The 17,189-nt window shown below is 48.4% G+C and carries 14 protein-coding genes and 1 pseudogene; 8 read left to right on the forward strand and 7 right to left on the reverse strand.

Annotated features, from left to right (window positions below):
- The first annotated feature begins 388 nt into the window (after window positions 1–388).
- The 3 genes from HRU78_08010 to HRU78_08020 all read left to right on the forward strand — a co-directional run bounded on the left by HRU78_08010 (window position 389) and on the right by HRU78_08020 (window position 2,625).
- The gene (locus tag HRU78_08010; protein QOJ23599.1) at window positions 389–970 is read left to right on the forward strand and encodes a ComF family protein; all 582 of its coding nucleotides are present in this window, start codon (window positions 389–391) and stop codon (window positions 968–970) included.
- A gap of 1 nt (window position 971) precedes the next feature.
- Window positions 972–1,529 carry a hypothetical protein gene (locus HRU78_08015; GenBank protein ID QOJ24972.1) on the forward strand — a complete coding sequence of 186 codons (558 nt, stop codon included), beginning with the start codon at window positions 972–974 and terminating at the stop codon, window positions 1,527–1,529.
- Window positions 1,530–1,995: 466 nt separating this feature from the next.
- A complete protein-coding gene (locus HRU78_08020) occupies window positions 1,996–2,625 on the forward strand; it encodes a PEP-CTERM sorting domain-containing protein (protein QOJ23600.1) in 630 nt (209 codons plus the stop codon).
- Window positions 2,626–2,904: 279 nt separating this feature from the next.
- Here HRU78_08020 and HRU78_08025 read toward each other — a convergent pair whose 3' ends face one another.
- Entirely contained in the window at window positions 2,905–3,393 is a 489-nt protein-coding gene (locus HRU78_08025) for a hypothetical protein (GenBank protein ID QOJ23601.1), read from the reverse strand.
- Between the two features lie 170 nt (window positions 3,394–3,563).
- On the reverse strand, window positions 3,564–4,562 hold the full coding sequence (locus HRU78_08030; protein ID QOJ23602.1) for a hypothetical protein: 999 nt from the start codon (window positions 4,560–4,562) through the stop codon (window positions 3,564–3,566).
- A gap of 660 nt (window positions 4,563–5,222) precedes the next feature.
- On the opposite strand from HRU78_08030, the gene HRU78_08035 reads away from it, so the two are divergent.
- From HRU78_08035 to HRU78_08045, 3 genes are read left to right on the forward strand one after another with little or no spacing between them, the layout of a single operon-like run.
- Window positions 5,223–5,408, forward strand: coding sequence for a hypothetical protein (locus HRU78_08035; protein ID QOJ23603.1), 186 nt, complete (start codon window positions 5,223–5,225; stop codon window positions 5,406–5,408).
- A gap of 35 nt (window positions 5,409–5,443) precedes the next feature.
- Window positions 5,444–5,746, forward strand: coding sequence for a helix-turn-helix domain-containing protein (locus tag HRU78_08040; protein ID QOJ23604.1), 303 nt, complete (start codon window positions 5,444–5,446; stop codon window positions 5,744–5,746).
- Window positions 5,649–5,849 (forward strand): hypothetical protein, encoded by a 201-nt coding sequence (locus HRU78_08045; protein ID QOJ23605.1) that lies wholly within the window; start codon window positions 5,649–5,651, stop codon window positions 5,847–5,849. Before HRU78_08040 ends, HRU78_08045 begins: the two co-directional genes overlap by 98 nt.
- Before the next feature lie 341 nt (window positions 5,850–6,190).
- Here HRU78_08045 and HRU78_08050 read toward each other — a convergent pair.
- The 4 genes and pseudogenes from HRU78_08050 to purL form a co-directional block, all read right to left on the reverse strand.
- Window positions 6,191–6,271, reverse strand: a pseudogene (locus HRU78_08050) (PEP-CTERM sorting domain-containing protein).
- A 994-nt stretch (window positions 6,272–7,265) separates the two neighbouring features.
- Entirely contained in the window at window positions 7,266–9,308 is a 2,043-nt protein-coding gene (locus HRU78_08055; protein ID QOJ23606.1) for a M1 family peptidase, read from the reverse strand.
- A gap of 20 nt (window positions 9,309–9,328) precedes the next feature.
- Entirely contained in the window at window positions 9,329–10,558 is a 1,230-nt protein-coding gene (locus tag HRU78_08060; GenBank protein ID QOJ24973.1) for a ChaN family lipoprotein, read from the reverse strand.
- A gap of 41 nt (window positions 10,559–10,599) precedes the next feature.
- Complete coding sequence (gene purL, locus HRU78_08065) at window positions 10,600–14,583, reverse strand: phosphoribosylformylglycinamidine synthase (GenBank protein ID QOJ23607.1); 3,984 nt, start codon at window positions 14,581–14,583, stop codon at window positions 10,600–10,602.
- Between the two features lie 88 nt (window positions 14,584–14,671).
- Here purL and HRU78_08070 point away from each other — a divergent pair, with 88 nt between their 5' ends.
- Window positions 14,672–16,213: an NAD(P)H-hydrate dehydratase gene (locus HRU78_08070; protein ID QOJ23608.1), complete on the forward strand. Its 1,542-nt coding sequence runs from the start codon at window positions 14,672–14,674 to the stop codon at window positions 16,211–16,213.
- Here HRU78_08070 and HRU78_08075 read toward each other — a convergent pair.
- Window positions 16,205–16,663 (reverse strand): DUF1810 domain-containing protein, encoded by a 459-nt coding sequence (locus HRU78_08075; protein ID QOJ23609.1) that lies wholly within the window; start codon window positions 16,661–16,663, stop codon window positions 16,205–16,207. The genes HRU78_08070 and HRU78_08075 overlap by 9 nt on opposite strands.
- A 117-nt stretch (window positions 16,664–16,780) precedes the next feature.
- Here HRU78_08075 and HRU78_08080 point away from each other — a divergent pair, with 117 nt between their 5' ends.
- Window positions 16,781–17,188, forward strand: a complete 408-nt coding sequence (locus tag HRU78_08080) for a hypothetical protein (protein QOJ23610.1) — start codon at window positions 16,781–16,783, stop codon at window positions 17,186–17,188.
- Window position 17,189: the final 1 nt, after the last annotated feature.

The following is a 17,189-nucleotide window of genomic DNA, read 5'->3' on the forward strand; positions in this document are numbered from 1 at the left end:
AAGTTACGCTGTAACCTATTTTGATTAATTTTATGCGATTCCGGAGAAAATGCGAGTACGACGATGACGAAGGAAGAGGAGGCGCGAGCATTCGACAGAATCGCATGAAAAACTTTAAAACATCAATTGAAGATATTGTTTTAACAATCTTAGTTTTAAACTAAATCACTTCCAAGTGTCGCGCCGCCGACCGCCGCGAAGGGTATGGACCCCACAAGGGGCATGCTGTCCGATCCCTAATGCGTTGATTGTCTTTATTCTGACTATGCCTCTTATTGCTAAACACTTTTAGATGGCATTGCAACTTTGTTGCCGTTAATGTCAAAAGTATGGAGAATATATGAAAACTTTATAATTACTCGTCAGATATCTCGCTAGGATCTCGTGCATGAAAGTCAATGTAATGAAATTATACGGCCCATGGGATGCTGGTTATGTTCTTGATCGGCATGTATTGAGTAGTGAAATGACCGGGTACAACGAACACGGACATATAGCTTTCAATACTATTAGAAGTGATGCAGGCGAAGCAGCATACCAACTTAAATACAAATCAGATTTTTCTCAACTTCAACTGCTGTCTAATGCTATTGCCACAGAGATTGTTCCAAAACTTGGATTCATTTCTTTTGTCGCTCCAATACCGCCCTCGAAAACGCGATTCCGCCAGCCTGTAATTGAGCTAGCGCGCGAAGTCGGAAAAATCATCAGCAAACCATGCCTTGAGAATGTCTTAGTCAAGCACAGTGCAACATCACAAATGAAGGATATATCTAGAGACGAAAGAAAATCCGTATTGCTTAGTTCATTTTCATATAGTGACACTTTAGCGAATGATTGTAAGTACAATATTCTATTAATTGATGACTTATATTCGTCTGGCGCTACTTTTGAAGCGGCTTGTACTATATTGAGGCAATACCAAAAAATTCAGTGCATTTATGTTGCAGCAGTTAGCAGGACAAAATGATATGACGACCGTTTTTATTTCTGGCTCAATGCAGATAAAGAACCTAGATACCAATGTTCGCATGCGAATTGACAACATCATATCATCCGGTTTTGATGTAATCGTTGGTGATGCTGATGGTGTTGATGCGTCTATCCAAAGCTATTTATGTGAACGACAGTTTAATCGTGTGGTGGTATATTGCAGTGGTCAAAAGCCCAGAAATAATATCGGTGACTGGAGAATCCAAAAAGTGTGTAGCAGTTATACACCGGGAACACGTGCATTTTTTACAGCAAAAGACTTGGAAATGGCTACCAAAGCTGATTATGGCTTAATGATTTGGGACACCAAAAGTACAGGAACGCTTAGTAACATTCTTGAGCTCCTTGCCAAGGATAAGAAATCACTAGTTTATGTGAATAGAGTGAAGAAATTTCTTACAGTTTCAGAGATTGATCATCTAAAAAGCCTATTTTTTGAGATGTCGGATGTCGCACGTATGAAAGCAGAGCAAAAAATTGGTATTGCAAATAGAATTAACGCTATGAAATATAAACAAGGAAGTCTGCTTGTCTAATCTCAACGTAGAAATACATTCATCATTTTAATTTTTAATCACTCCAACTTTTGAAAAGCGGTATAGGGCGATATTAGAATATTTAACAGAAATCTGATTAACCCTGTTTGTTGATTCCGCATACTTCCAAGGGTCGCGCCGCTGACCGGCGCGAAGGGTATGACCCAGCAGGGGGCATGCTGCCCGATCCCTAACGCGATTTATCTTTATCCTGACTTCCCTTTATTGCTAAGCAGAATTTAATAGTTCTTTCCTCTAATGGCTCACTAAACCAGACAGTTCAGGTAATTGGCTTATCATGATTTTGATTTGATATTGCACACCAGGACTAAATGACTCCTTTGTTTAGTTCGAAGGATCTATTTTAATTTAAACAATATGTTATTTTTTAATGCTAGACTTAGATTGTGCAATTGGTTTTGAATCCGGCGCTTGATTATTTGTGTTATTTTTTAGAGAAAAATTTATGTATACAAACTTTGTCAGAAAAATTAGTTACATAACACTAGGCAGTGCGCTCTTCAGCCTTAGTTTTATTACATCAGCTGCTACCATTACGTTTGAGACGATACCGCCGAATCCCTCAAATTTTGAGGTGAATGTGTCGTCAATTGGACAAATCCAGTTTAGTAGACCTTACTACAACCCGAATTTGGAATGGGTTGGCATTCCTGTGGCGGATATCTCTGCTCTATATGGGCATATCAACTTGTCGGCGAGTGGCCCAATGGGCGGCTTCGTTACGGATGGCCTACGCATTTCATTAGTCAATGGAGCGACGTTTAACTTTGAATCAGCGTATTTCGGAATGACACACCCATTCGACACTCGGAACATTGTTGCTCACGGTTACATCGCGGGATCGGAAATATATACGACCTCGATAATGCCGGATCAGAAGGCAACTTTCGTCAACTTTGACTGGGTCGGTGTTGACTTGGTGGCATTTGATGTTCATTATTCAAGTGGTTACCTAACCATTGATGACCTTTCCTATTCCCTATTATCTCCCGTCCCAGAACCTTCAGCAGCTATGCTTGCGATGTGTGGTCTCATAGTTGTCGGCGTTGCGTTCAAACGAAGGAAAGATGTATAGCGGGTAAATTTTGATGGCAGTTCGATTCTCGCACGATCTAATCATTGATATTTTTTTGTCGAATGTTGAGGCAGAAGATGGCCAATTACATCAAATGAGCAAGAAAAAACCACCATAGCGAAAACAAGTGAGTGATACACCACCAGCAAGCCCAAATCCTGTATTTCAGCCAAAATAAACTGCGTCTGTTATGGCCATCAGGCGCAACGCCTGAATATTGTTCCAGATACCTGTAACGCTGCAATAAGTTATGGGTGGATTACAATGAAGAAATTATAATTAAATACCAATTCTTAGAAATTTGAACCAAATATTATCTTTAATGCTAAGATCTTTTTTAGCTAACAAAACAATTTTATCTAAGCAATCATTAACCGCTGAAGAATTATCTATAAGATAATCAACATAAAATTCATGATTTATGTTCTTGAATTTCATGAAATCTCTTAACGCTTCATGTACTGCATCTGAAAATAAAAATCCGCCGCTATAAACAGTTTTTTTAACTTTATAATAATTATCATCCAATATTTTTTTCAGTTCTGTTTCTTCTTCTTTTTTTAATTCTCTGCCATGCACCTCCGCAGAAATTCTTGTCCCATAATAATAATTTAGATCGGCAAGAGCTTCAATTAGTGATTTGTATGCTTCAACGCGCAACTCCCACCATTTTTTGTTTATGTGAAGACGGGTAGCCATATTGGCGGCAAAAAAACCCGATATTAACCCAACGGTAGCTAATTTAAGTATTTCAAGAAATAAATCCATTTATTTAACCCTAATAAAATTAGTAGGGTCGCTCCGCCGACCGGCGCGAAGAGCATGCACCCGAAAGGGTGAAAGGGGGCATGCTGCCCGATCCCAAACGCAGTTTATCTTTATCCTGACGACCTCTTACTGCTATACGCTTTTTGATAGTTCTTGCTATCTATTACTCACTAATTTTTGTTGTATTCGTCAAGTATGGAATTACGAGATGTTTTTTGAAGCTCGATCATTTTTATGTTTACTGCTTCCTCTCGCTGTGCTCCTTGCTGAATATTAGCTAAGATTGATAGATACTGATCCCACTGAGTCTGCGTTTCGAACGTGATCTGTCCACTTTTAACGCTTGTGCGACCCAGGTTTTTTTCAGCAAAATCCAACATTTCAACGACACTTTTTAAACTTTCGAGCTGTGTTGTTCTGAGTTCGTCGTAAGCATTAAGAGTGTGAACTATACCGGCTTCAAAGCTCCTTATTGTTTCGCGCCGTGTCGATTCGTCAATGTCTACAGTACGGAAATATTCTGCACAATCCTTCAAATAGCGTTGCAATGCAATTTGGCGTTCATTGATAATCGCTTCTACATTGCGAATTTTCTGTCTTGAGGCAGTAATGCTAGAGTTTGATGTAATATTTTCTGGTTTGAGGACGCTCGATAAATCAATAGCAGCAAATTTTTGTTCGATTGCTTTCATATCGTTGCCCCACTTTGCCACATAAACTTGGACACCCCTTATGAAAGCAATTTGTTTATCAGTGGGATTACTACTTTCTGTAGATTTTAAAGATTGCGCAGATGAATGAGGCTGTGTGTTCGAAACAGATGCTTGCATAAATGCTTCGATAAGTTCTTTCTTAGCCTCCGTTAGGCGGTGAGTATCGTGCCACGCGCTGATACTCACTGTAGCTGACCATGCAAGTAATCCCATGCTGAGCATGAGTTCGACATACGACCTTTTGGTTATAGAATAGGCATTAAAAGTTAGCCTGATGGTTGCACCGACAATAATATATGGAATGACCATTTGCCCAAATAAAAGACCTATATCGTATCCATTCATTGCATCAACAGAAGCCATTAATAATGGTATCGCTAGTGCAAGACCAAGTAGCAAATAGGAAGCTATTTTAATGTTCCGAGCATGGATTTCGGGTGATCTATTTGTCGTCATTGGATTCCTTCCTGGATTGGATTGAAATCAGATTATAGTTTTTTTTTGTTCCTAATTTCACCATATTATTAGACGGGTTTATATTTCGTTTTACCTGTCGTTAAATTGCCTTTTATCCCGCAAATATGTTTTCAAAGCTGAACAACCTTTATTGGCACATTCGCTACACGCGCAACAAATCAGTTAAACGCAAATATTACCGGTATGTTTTGAAGGAAAAAAAACGCCTGATTGAATCAGGCGTTGATGCTGAGGAAGTTCGGCTTCTATGTCGAGCGCTTAGTAACCGGCTAAATTCACACGCTGAGAGAAGGCTCGAACGTTACCGAAAAGACCATTTTGTAAGTAATTGATTATTAATAATATTATTTTAATCATTTTACATAATACAAATTATACGCAATTGCTTTATACTTTTTGCGGAATAGTTTTGCTCCATTTGGGAGTTAAAAATGTTTTGTTATTTTGTAAATCGGCATTCTTTTCATTTCATAAAAATGCTGGAATTTCTCGGCTTCAATCGTTTCTGGGTGAATGTGTTTCTGTGGCTGCCAGTCAAGCTGGCTTTTCTTGAATTGAAGTTTAAGTATGGGTCTTTGAGAAATTACCTTGAGCATGTTGATCAGCAGAAACACATTGACCAGCTAAGGGGCTTGCGAAATGAAGCAATCAAATGAGATTCGATCCGGCCTCCCTGTTCTTGCTCGTAGCTTTGCTGTCAGTCATGGCCTGCGGATTCAGCAAGTCATCCGCTACTGTGAATCAGGAAGAATTCCCGGCGCTCGCTTTGACCGGGAGCTATGGCAATGGGTCGTGTATCCACCCGTTAAATTGTTGATCAGGTGAAAAAATGCAGGAATCGGCGCAAACCCTTCAGACCTGTGAGTCATTCAAAGTTCCGCGAAACCCGCATTTTATCCGGGCTTAGCAAGGAGGAAGCTGCAGAAATGCTTCGTGTTACATACCGCACAGCGCACAACTGGGAATCTGGGCGGGTTCAAGTGCCCTACGCGGCTTTTAAGCTTCTGCACATTCTAACAGGTTACGAGCTTCCTAGTGACGATTGGAGGGGCTGGAAGTTCTCGGGTGAGGCCCTTATGGTCACCCGAGGGCAAAAAATTCACTGCGGTCGATTTAAATTACCTTTCACTTACTTTTGCAATGGCCAGGCAATGGCGGCTTGAACGGGAGGAAAAACGCAAATCCGTATCCTCTCCAAAAAGATCGAATTTGCTGCCCTTTGTCCGTCCAAAAAATGGAGGGAAGAAAAATTCATCAATCGGCTAGTAACACTATGCCGTTCACTGCCATTTTGGCAGTAATTGATACTACCCTGTTTTATGCTGCATCAATGACTTAGGTCATTTTCAGGGAAAAAATACTATTCCGCACCAAGTCAATGGATTTGCGGGGTGTTTTTGGATACTAAAAAAGGAGGAATTTTGACGCAGTTTTTGAGCATTTCCGATGTTGCGGATTTTTTGGAAGTCTCCGAGCGCCGAGTTCGGACTTTGCTTGCCCAAAGGTACGCTTTCGTGGTCTGGCCAAAAATGCGGCACAACTGTATTTGATCATGGGATGACCCTAGTGACCCAATCGTCAATCTAGAGCCATCTCAATTATGTGTCTTATCCTTTTCTGCGATGCGCTACGAAACCAAGTAAACCCAAGCCGACCAACAGCATAACGTAGGTTTCCGGTTCGGGCACAGCAGGAGCAAAGGTAGAAAACGTGGCGTAACCATTTTCACTAAATGATGGTGAAAGATCAATTCGTCCGGTTGCCGTTTCAGCATAGGCGATTGCGTCAGTATCAACGTAGAAGAAACGAGTCTGCGAACCCTGTGGAACATCACCAAAACCCCAGGAGAAACTTACAATATCTCCATCAGCTGTGCGAAATGCATCAGAGGGCTCTACATCACCTAAACCATCCGTGCGCCAGCCAACATTAGTTGTAAAACCCGCAAAACCATCCCTTGATACTACCAAAGGGTAAATATCCGGCTTGGTAGTCAACGTGATGCGATAGTAGAAGTCATAGGTACCATCCACTGAGTGCACCACTCGATCTTGAATTTCGACCTTAAATGGGTTTCCGCTGGTCGTAAATGTTCCTTCTACGATGCGCACCTCATCTTCTACAACTGAACCGGCTAATTGCGGTTCCAACGCGATAGAACTACCCGGCAACGGAGTGATAAACCCACCGGGTGCCAAGGCTGCAGCATGAGCCGATAAACCAAATAAAAAGCTGATGCTTGCACCAGCTAGAATATAAGTAAGGCGATAAAACATTTTTTTCTCCTTCAAAAGAAATTGATCAATACGAAATAATATAAAGCGAGCAACTTCTTATAATGAAAATGGTTGCCGCAGAACAATGCCTGCTCATCAGGCGCATTACCGCTTCTCTATAGGTAAAATTTATTAAATAAATATATGTCACAAAAGAATAAATATCATATTTCTTCTTTTGTAATGAATTTACTGGAAAGCAAATACGGTGTCAAACACGTTGAGATCAAATAAAACCGGAAGCTCTATAAATTCATTCTCAAGTCCTAAAGATCTCTACGAAACTCTAAAAATTTTTCGTGGGTAATGGAGAAAAATCTCCCTATGACACTTATTTTGTGTATAAGAAATCTCCAGGTTGTTTCAAAGAGGGTTGATTGAAATAAGTAGCGGGTTATCAATATCTCTATTCATCAACCTCAATCTTTTGCACCCGTACTGGCCAAATTCCTTTTTCAATCGCTTGTCGGCCCTCAAATACAAGATAACTTTGCCGCCCGTAATGCGGCAACGGACGAATCAGTGCTTCGAGCGAGGCGGCATCTTGTGCAGAAACGATGGCGAGCGATGCGTCGCCGCTGCGTGTCACTGTCCAAACTTGCGCGCTGCCTTTTTTGCTGATTTCATCCGGCCGGGCGGGTAACTGTTTGGCAGCAAGCCAGGCGTCGACTTCCGTTTGTAAACCGATCACGAGTGCCGGGGCAGAAGTTAGCGGATCGTCCTGCGCGATTATTTCAAGTTTGCGGTCTTGCAATTTACCGGCGAGTGTTTCGGCAATTTTGCGGATTTCCGGTTGATCGGATAATAAAACCGTCTGCGTAGCGGCATTGACCATCACTTCGCGCAGAATCGGCGGTGCTTCGCCTGTTGCCAGTTGCCGGAACAGACGCAAATCGGGATCGAGTGAAACGGATAATGGTTTGTCCGGCAATTTTAGCGTGAATGTTTGCTGCAGTTGCTGCAAATCGAGCCGGTGAATTGTGCTGCCTTGTTGCGTTTCGATTGCAACCGGAACCTGCAACTGATACGGTGGATCTGCTTGTTTCAGCGTGATCGATAATTCGTGTCCGGAATCCATCGCCACGCTTGTCACTTCGGCGATTTCAATCGCGGGCGCGCCGCTGCGATTAAGCCATTGCGCAAAAAAGGCCTCCAGCGGTTGTCCAGAAACCATTTCAAAAATTTTTTGCACGTCTTGCCACGACGTGATTTGGAAACGCCGCGTTGCCCATAGCCCTTGCAAGGAGCGCTGAAAAGCCGCTTCACCCAAATGATCGCGCAGCATGAAGAAAAACATCGCGGCTTTGTTATAGCCGACGATTTTCGACGCACCGTGCGTGCGTGAGGTGAATACGGTTAACGGCTCATCTTGCCCCGGCTGCAGCGCGGCAAAGTCGCGCAACCAGCCCAACCGCATTTCACGTGCGGCTGCGTCACTTTCCTGTTCCTTATAGGCATAATCCGCCATGAATGTCGTTAATCCTTCGGACCAATTACCGCTGCGGTAATCCGGATAAACACCGTTGCCCCACCAGTTGTGCAGTACCTCGTGACCGAGCGAAGTATTGCGGATAAATGGTAATTGCAGCACATCGATGCCAAGATAGGTCAGTGTCGGCATGCCAAATCCCGTCGGCGTGGGACTCGATACCACGCTGAATTCGCTATACGGATAATCGCCGATCCTGGATTCGTACATATCCAAATAACGTTTCACCGCATCGAGATAATCCTTCGACAGACTGCTGATTTGCGGATGAAAATAAGTGCGTAATTGCACCGGCTTATGTTTGCTATTTTCATGCGTCTGCGCTTCGATGACATATGGCCCGGCCATCAAATCAATGCCTTCGGCCGGATGTGAAAATTCAAATGTGGCCTGGTATCCTTGTTCGGATTCGCTTTCTTCAATGAGCCGGCCTGCCACTAAACCCTTCTGCCCGGATGGCAGCTCGACTTTGACTTTATAACGCGCCAGTTGACCGGCCACGCGTGGATACCAATTCGATCCATCCGGCAGAAAAGTGCCACCTGCACCGCTGACCGCAACCGGTCTGGCTAATGTTTGTTGATGATCGAGCGAAGTATCCAGCGGCGCCAGTGTGCCCTTCCATTGAATCAAAAACTGGATTTGCTGGCGGAAATGGAACGGAATATTCCAAATATGCGGTTGATTGACTTGTTCACGGCCGATCCCCAATGGGCCATCGTTAAATTCCGCTTGCGTTACCTCGTATGCTGCTCCCAGCAGCAACTGCAGTTCTCTCGGTCTATTGACGGTAATGAAGCTTTTTCCTTCCAGCGTGCGATTGACCGGATCAATTTTGACTGTGATGTCATATTCAACGTCGTTCGGCTTGAGCAGCGGAGGGGCCGATAAAGCAGGTGCAACAGTAAAACAAGCGAGAGAAAGTAAAAAACAATGCCGGATAACGGTAAAAATAGCCATCGCTGGGTACTAAATAAGAATTAATGCTTCGCTGCGGGGAATTTTGCGACAATCAACATTTCCTGTTCATCGCGCTTGATTTTGATCGGCAACCAAGTACCCGGGGCTTGGCGTTTTACAATGTTCGTGACATCTTCCAAAACTTTGACTGGCACACCGGCCATCTCGAGAATCACATCGGAATCCTGCAACTTGGCGGCATCGGCGACGCTGTTTTTCTCCACTTGCAATATCACCGCACCTCCTCTACCCATTTCGTAGCGGATACCGAGGCGCTGAAATTGCGGACGGACTGAATCGGAAACATGCGGCAGCACACCGAATACCGCATCGGCTACACCGGCAACCAGATTCTTGCAGGACTTATCGCTATCCCAAGGTAACAATGCGGTAACGGATTTGACTCCCAAATCGTGTAGTTGGTGCGTGACGCCGAAACCATGCAACACATGCCCCGTGCCCATGACACCGACCACCAGCGGTTTTTCCGTACCCGCCGATCCTGTAATGGCTTGCTGCAGAATTTGCGCCATGGCGCGATCCCATAATTGCTGTCCGGCGATAAAGCGGCGGAAATCCGGGTCGTCCTGGGTGGTTTCATCGTCTTTTTTCTGTTTGCGGTCGTGCTGCTTATAAATCGGCAGCAAATAATCGACGTACGCCTGACTGGGTTCCGCCGGACGCGTCAAGCCTTCGCGCTCTTCCACCGGAACACCGTAAAACCCCTTCTCCGCCACCTGGCGGCGCAAGCTCGTTTCGATATTCAGCGCCAGCATTGGAATGCGATTCATGCGGGCAAAATGAAACAACGGCAAATACAGGTTGGCATCGGTATTCCAAACATGATCCCACTCGGCCGCACGCAGAAATTCCTTTTCACTCAATTCACCGGCAATCCATTTATCCAGTGCAGGTTGCACACGGCGCGGAAACATTTCAAAACCGATCACCATATTCGGGCGTTGCGCATGCAAAACCGCCAGCGTCTGCAATTGCCAGCGGTGATGATCAGCGTTGATGTGCGTTTCGCCGAGCAGCACCACCGACGCTTTAGCTGCGCGCGCGATCACTTCCTGCTGCGGAGCCTTGCCGGAACCGGGAATAATCCAATCCCCCAACGGCACACAATGAGCAGGTGCCGGTTTTTTCGCCGGGATAATCACTGCACTTGCAGGACTCGCTGCCAGGCTCATGAGCACAACGATCAGACACATCAAGTTACTGCACCGGGTTATTTTGCCATTTGTCATGTTATTCATTCTTCTCATTGTGTAGTTGATTACGACGAACGTTACCCTACCCATTTGCGTGCGTTGCGGAATAAACGCATCCACGGACCGTCTTCCGTTTTACTGGAACGCGTATCGGGATGCCACGAATGTTGCGCTACACGAAATACCCGCTCCGGATGTGGCATCAACACGTTAAAACGCCCGTCCGGTGTCGTCAATCCCGTTATCCCCTGGATCGATCCGTTGGGGTTGTACGGATAATTTTCAGTAACCCGGCCTTGGTTGTCGACATAACGCAGCGTCACCAAACCATTGGCTTTTTCCGGATGTCCGGAAGCAAATTCGACTTTGCCCTCCCCGTGCGCAACTGTGATCGGCATCCGGCTGCCCGCCATGCCGTCAAAAAGCAGCGATGGCGTTGGCTGCACTTCCACCATGACAAAGCGCGCTTCGAATTGTTCCGACAGATTGCGTTTAAAAAGCGGCCAGGCTTCAGCACCGGGAATGATTTCATGCAGGTTGCTCATCATCTGGCAACCGTTGCAAACGCCCAGCGCAAACGTGTCGCTGCGCTGGAAAAATGCCTCGAATTCGTCGCGCGCGCGCGGATTGAACAAAATTGATTTGGCCCAGCCTTCGCCAGCACCCAGCACATCACCATAAGAAAAACCGCCGCACGCGACAAAACCAGTGAAATCCCGCAATGCCACTCGCCCGGCAATGATGTCGCTCATGTGCACATCGACCGCGCGAAACCCGGCACGATCGAATGCTGCCGCCATCTCGACATGACCATTGACACCTTGCTCGCGCAAAACCGCCAGGCGTGGACGTACGCCGGTTTGAATGAACGGCGCAGCGATATCGTTGCTGGCATCGTAGCTGAGTGCGAGTTGCAAACCGGGGTCGGCTATGTCGAGAATACGGTCGAATTCCTGCTGCGCACACGCCGGATTGTCGCGCAGCTTTTGCATGTGATACGTGGTTTCCGACCAGGCGCGCTGCAAATCGGCGCGTTTTTCCGCCAGTATCGGCTTGTTGTTGCGCATCACGCGGATTTCACCGGATTGATTCGGGAAACCGATAATAAAACTGCAATCGCGCAATTCCGCGTCCGCCAGCACTTGCATGACTTCCTGGCGCTGTGCGGCGGCAATTTGTATCACCGCGCCCAATTCTTCGTTGAACAGCACGGCGAGAATGCGCTCTAGAAAACGCCCACCCAGCCGTTCCGGCTGCAATTCCGATCCGTCGATATCACTGCACTGCGCATCAAAACATAATTGATCCAGATTCACCGTCAAGCCGGTATGTCCGGCAAACGCCATTTCGCACAGCGTTACGAACAAACCGCCATCGGAGCGGTCGTGATACGCGAGTAATCGATCTGCTGCATTGAGCTGTTGAGTCGCGTTAAAAAAACCTTGCAACAGCTTCGCGCCGTCAGCGCCGTCGATATCCGGCGCGGTATTGCCGACTTGCTTATACACCTGCGCCAACGCCGAACCGCCCAAGCGGTTGCGCCCTTGCCCAAGGTCGATCAGGATCAATTCGCTATCGCCGCAGTCGGTGCGTAATTGCGGTGTCAGGGTTTTGCGCACATTCGTCACCGTAGCGAATGACGAAATGATCAGTGACAGCGGAGCAGTGACTTCCTTGCGTGCACCCGATTCTTCCCACGCGGTTTTCATCGACATCGAATCTTTGCCGACCGGGATGCTGATACCCAATTGCGGACACAATTCCATACCGACGGCATGCACCGCATCGTACAAACCGGCGTCTTCGCCCGGATGACCGGCTGCCGCCATCCAGTTGGCGGATAATTTGATTTTTTCAATGCCGCCGATCGCCGCCGCGGCGATGTTGGTGATCGCTTCACCTACCGCCATGCGTGCCGCTGCTTTTTGATCGATTAGCGCCACCGGTGTGCGCTCGCCAATGGCGAATGCCTCGCCCAGAACCGTTTGATATCCCATGCTGGTCACCGCGACATCGGCAACCGGAATCTGCCACGGGCCAACCATCTGATCACGTGCCGACAGACCGCCGACGCTGCGATCGCCGATGGCGATCAGGAAAGTTTTGTCGGCCACTGCGGGTAGCCGTAAAACCCGGTAGGCCGCTTCGGTTAAACCGGTATCCGCCCAGTCGAGCGGGGGCAAGATCCGGTTTCCATGCGTAACGTCGCGCGTCATCTTGGGTGGTTTGCCGAGCAGCACCGGCAGCGGCATATCAACTGGTGGCACCGGCGATTGCGCATCGGCAACTAGCAATTGTTCATCGCCGGTGGCTTCACCGACAACGGCAAACGGACAGCGCTCGCGCTCGCAAATGCGTTGGAACAACGCCAGTGATTCCGGTTTGATCGCGAGCACGTAACGCTCCTGCGCCTCGTTACTCCAAATCTGCATCGGCGACATGCTGGTTTCTTCGGATGGTACTGCGCGTAAATCAAAACGCCCGCCACGGCCGGAATCGTGCACCAGTTCCGGAAACGCATTCGACAAACCGCCCGCGCCGACGTCATGAATGAACAAAATCGGATTTTCCTCACCGTTGCGCTGCAATTGCCAGCAGCGGTCGATCACTTCCTGCGCGCGCCGCTGCATTTCAGGATTGCCGCGCTGCACTGAATCGAAATCCAGCGCTTCGATATTGGCGCCGGTATCCATGCTGGACGCCGCGCCGCCACCCAAACCAATCAACATGCCAGGGCCGCCCAATTGAATCAGCAGCGCACCTGGCGGGAATTTCTCCTTGCGCACATGGCGGTCGGAAATCTGGCCGACACCACCCGCCAGCATGACCGGCTTGTGATAGCCGCGCATTTCCCCGCCAACACGCTCCTCAAACGTGCGGAAATAACCTGCCAGATTGGGGCGGCCGAATTCATTGTTGAACGCCGCGCCGCCGATCGGACCTTCCAACATGATTTGCAACGCCGACGCGATGCGCCCGGGCTTGCCATAGGATTGACCGTTGCTTCGATCGACTTCCCATGGCTGCACAAAATCCGGAATGTTCAAATTGGATACCGAAAAACCGCACAATCCCGCTTTCGGCTTGGCACCGCGGCCGGTTGCACCTTCGTCGCGAATCTCTCCGCCGACACCGGTTGCCGCACCAGGAAACGGTGAAATGGCGGTCGGATGATTGTGCGTTTCGACTTTCATCAGCATATGCGTTGTTTCCTGCGCGTAGCCGTACTCTTGTCCATCGCCCGGATAAAACCGGCTGATTTCCGCACCCTCGATAACACTGGCGTTGTCGGCATACGCCACCAATGTGCCTTGCGGATGCGTTTGATGCGTGTTGCGGATCATGGCAAACAACGATTTGTTCTGCGGCTTGCCGTCGATGATCCAGCCGGCGTTGAAAATTTTATGACGGCAGTGCTCGGAATTGGCTTGTGCGAACATCATCAACTCGACATCGGTCGGATTGCGCGCCACACGCTGAAAATGTCGCACCAGGTATTCGATTTCATCCGCCGACAGCGCCAATCCCATGCTTTGATTGGCTTGCCGCAATGCATCAACACCACCGCCCAGCACATCGACGGTATTCAGCGGCTTAGGAGGAAAATGCTGAAACAGCCGCTCGGCATCGGCAAACGATGCAAACACCGCCTCGGTCATGCGATCATGCAGCAGCGGCTTCAATCGCGCTTTATCCTCAGAGGATAAGGATGATGCGCATTGAATGTAATACGCGACGCCGCGCTCGATGCGGTCGATCGCCATCAACCCGCAATGCTGCGCAATATCGGTGGCTTTGCTCGACCATGGAGAGATGGTGCCGGGACGTGGCAGCACTAAAAAGAATTCGCCGGGATGCTGCGCACTTTCCTGCGCCTGATCATGATTAAGCAATTGGCGTAAGGCAATCAACTCATCGTCTTGCAGGTTCCGGGTAACCGAGCAAAAATGCCAGTACTCCGTTGCAATCGCCGTGACCGGCAGGTTCAGTGTGTTAATTTTCTTGCGTAATTTTTCCAGACGAAACGGCGAAAGCGCGTGTCCACCACAAAATTGAAGCATCGTAGGCTGTGCAGTGCGTAGATTAAAAGATTGCAATTTTACACGAGAAGATGTAGTTATCGCTGATCATCCCATACGTGAAAATAACATGAAGGCAACCGATCCCGTTTTCTTTACCGCTCAAATCCGTGCCATGGAGCAGCAGGCGATGCAATTGCCCAAACCGCCGCAGTTGATGGAAAAAGCCGGCTTGGCGGCGGCACAGGCGGTGCGCGACCGGCTGCTGAAAAATCCCAACCATAACGTGCTGGTGCTCGCCGGACCGGGCAACAACGGCGGTGACGCCTTCGTCGTGGCGCGTTATCTGCAGGAATGGGGTAACGCGGTGACCGTGGTTTTCGCCGCTGAGCGCGACCGCGTGCCAGCCGATGCCAAGCAAGCGTTGCAAGCTTGGCTCGATTGCGGTGGTGATATTTGCAACGATCTACTCGATGGCGAGCGCAGTTGGGATGTGGTGATCGACGGTTTGTTCGGCATCGGCTTAGATCAATCGCATCATCGCTCGATTGAAGGTCAATACCGCGGCTGGATCGAAACTGTCAATCGCATGGCGGCTCCTATCGTGGCACTGGATATTCCATCCGGCTTGGGCAGCGACGACGGTTGCATCTACGGCATCGCCATCCGCGCCGCCATCACGGTCACTTTCATCGGATTAAAGCCCGGCTTGTTCACCAACTTCGGCCCGGAATGTTGCGGCGAAATCGTACTGCGCGACTTGGATATCCACTTGTCCTCGCCGCCCGAACCGCAAGCCTGGCTGTTGAATGACGCGCTTGTGCAAACGCTGCTGCCGCTCCCCCGCTCCGCCAACAGCCATAAAGGCTCGTTCGGCAATGTCGCCATCCTCGGCGGCTCGACCGGTATGGTAGGTGCGGCACTGCTGGCTGGCCGGGCTGCGCTGCATTTGGGCGCTGGCCGTGTGTATGCGGGTTTACTGGCGGAGAATGCACCACCGGTCGACTTCTCACAACCGGAACTGATGCTGCGCGCGCCGTCTGAATTATTTGCATTGAAGCCGCTGAATTGCTTGATCGTAGGTCCCGGTTTAGGGCAATCGGCGCAAGCCCGGTCGTTGCTGGCAATGGCTTTGGATAGCGACTGCGTACTGGTGCTCGACGCCGATGCGCTCAACTTGATCGCGCAGCATCCCGATCTGGCGAAAAACCTCTGCCAGCGCAAAGCCTCCGCCATCCTAACACCTCACCCCGCCGAAGCTGCACGTTTGTTGAATACCGATAGCATCACCGTGCAAAACAACCGCATGAACACAGCGCTACAAATTGCGCAACATTTCAATTGTTACGTCGTCCTCAAAGGCGCGGGCAGCATCTGTTGCTTTCCCGACGGCAAACGTTATCTCAATACCAGCGGCAATCCCGCACTCAGCACCGCCGGAACCGGCGATGTACTGGCCGGCATCATTGGCGCGCTGATCGCGCAAGGCGCGAATCCGGATCATGCGTTGTTGTTGGCGGTTTACCTGCACGGCGCTGCGGCGGATCGCTGGGTGCAGAAGTATCAAGGGATGCTGGGAATGGCGGCGTCGGAAGTGATTACTGAAGCGCGTATTTCGCTAAATCAATGGATTTATCAACACCATGGTGATCAGCACAATAGATCACAGTGATTTGAGATTCGGATTGTGAAGCAGAAAATCCAGCGTTTTCTGATCTCGCTCACCTTGAAAGTATTTATCCAATACACGCTCAAAAACTGATCCCTTCGGCGTTACGCTGGCAAATAATGTGGCGCAGGATTTGAGCTTCATATCATCCGGTGCAGCGAAGATTTCATAAGTGGAGCGACCATTAACAGCCAGCACCGCTTCGCAGCACCGGATCAATCTCGGTCCGAGAATCGGGTGATTCAAGTAGGCCTGCGCTTCCGCAACACTTTTGATCGCGTAACGCTGCGACATCGCACTGAATCCAAGTCCGGCAAATTGTGGAAAGATATACCACATCCAGTGCGAGTGCTTGCGGCCACCGGCAATCTCAGCCAAAGCAATTTCAAAATCATGCACTTGCGCTTGTACGAAACGGTCAAGATCGTACGGATCGCTGTCATCAATTTCCACTGCTCCTCCTTTGCCGGAAATTATCTACCTGACGAAATGCATTTTGACACAGCAACTCATTTATAATTTTGCCTATTTCCCGATTCCGATTTTAATTGTCACTGTGAAGGATACCGAATGAAAACTACCTCGAGGTTTAAAAAATTTATTTGCGCATCGCTACTATCGGCCTGGCTGATATCGATGCCGCTTGCAATAGCCGGCGACCTGACGGAATTACCTCAAGACGCCATCCGGAAACTGCAAATCGACGCCGGGTTCGGTTGGGGGATTTTCAGCGGTACGATATACAACGGCAACGATAATTACCATATTACGCAACTCATTGTCAGCATGACGCCGGTCCACGATCATCATCATATGCATTCGAACATGTCGCACGATCCCAAAGTGCATAAAATCGATCTGGATCTGCCGCCTGCCTCGAAAGGCTCGTTATCGATGGCACTGCCCAACGATGTTGCCGATGCGCATAACTTCGACTGGGAAATTCTGAAAGTGACAGGCTATCAAGTCAACCAATAAA

The sequence above is a fragment of the Gammaproteobacteria bacterium genome, assembly GCA_015709635.1.
Lineage (GTDB): Bacteria > Pseudomonadota > Gammaproteobacteria > Burkholderiales > Nitrosomonadaceae > Nitrosomonas.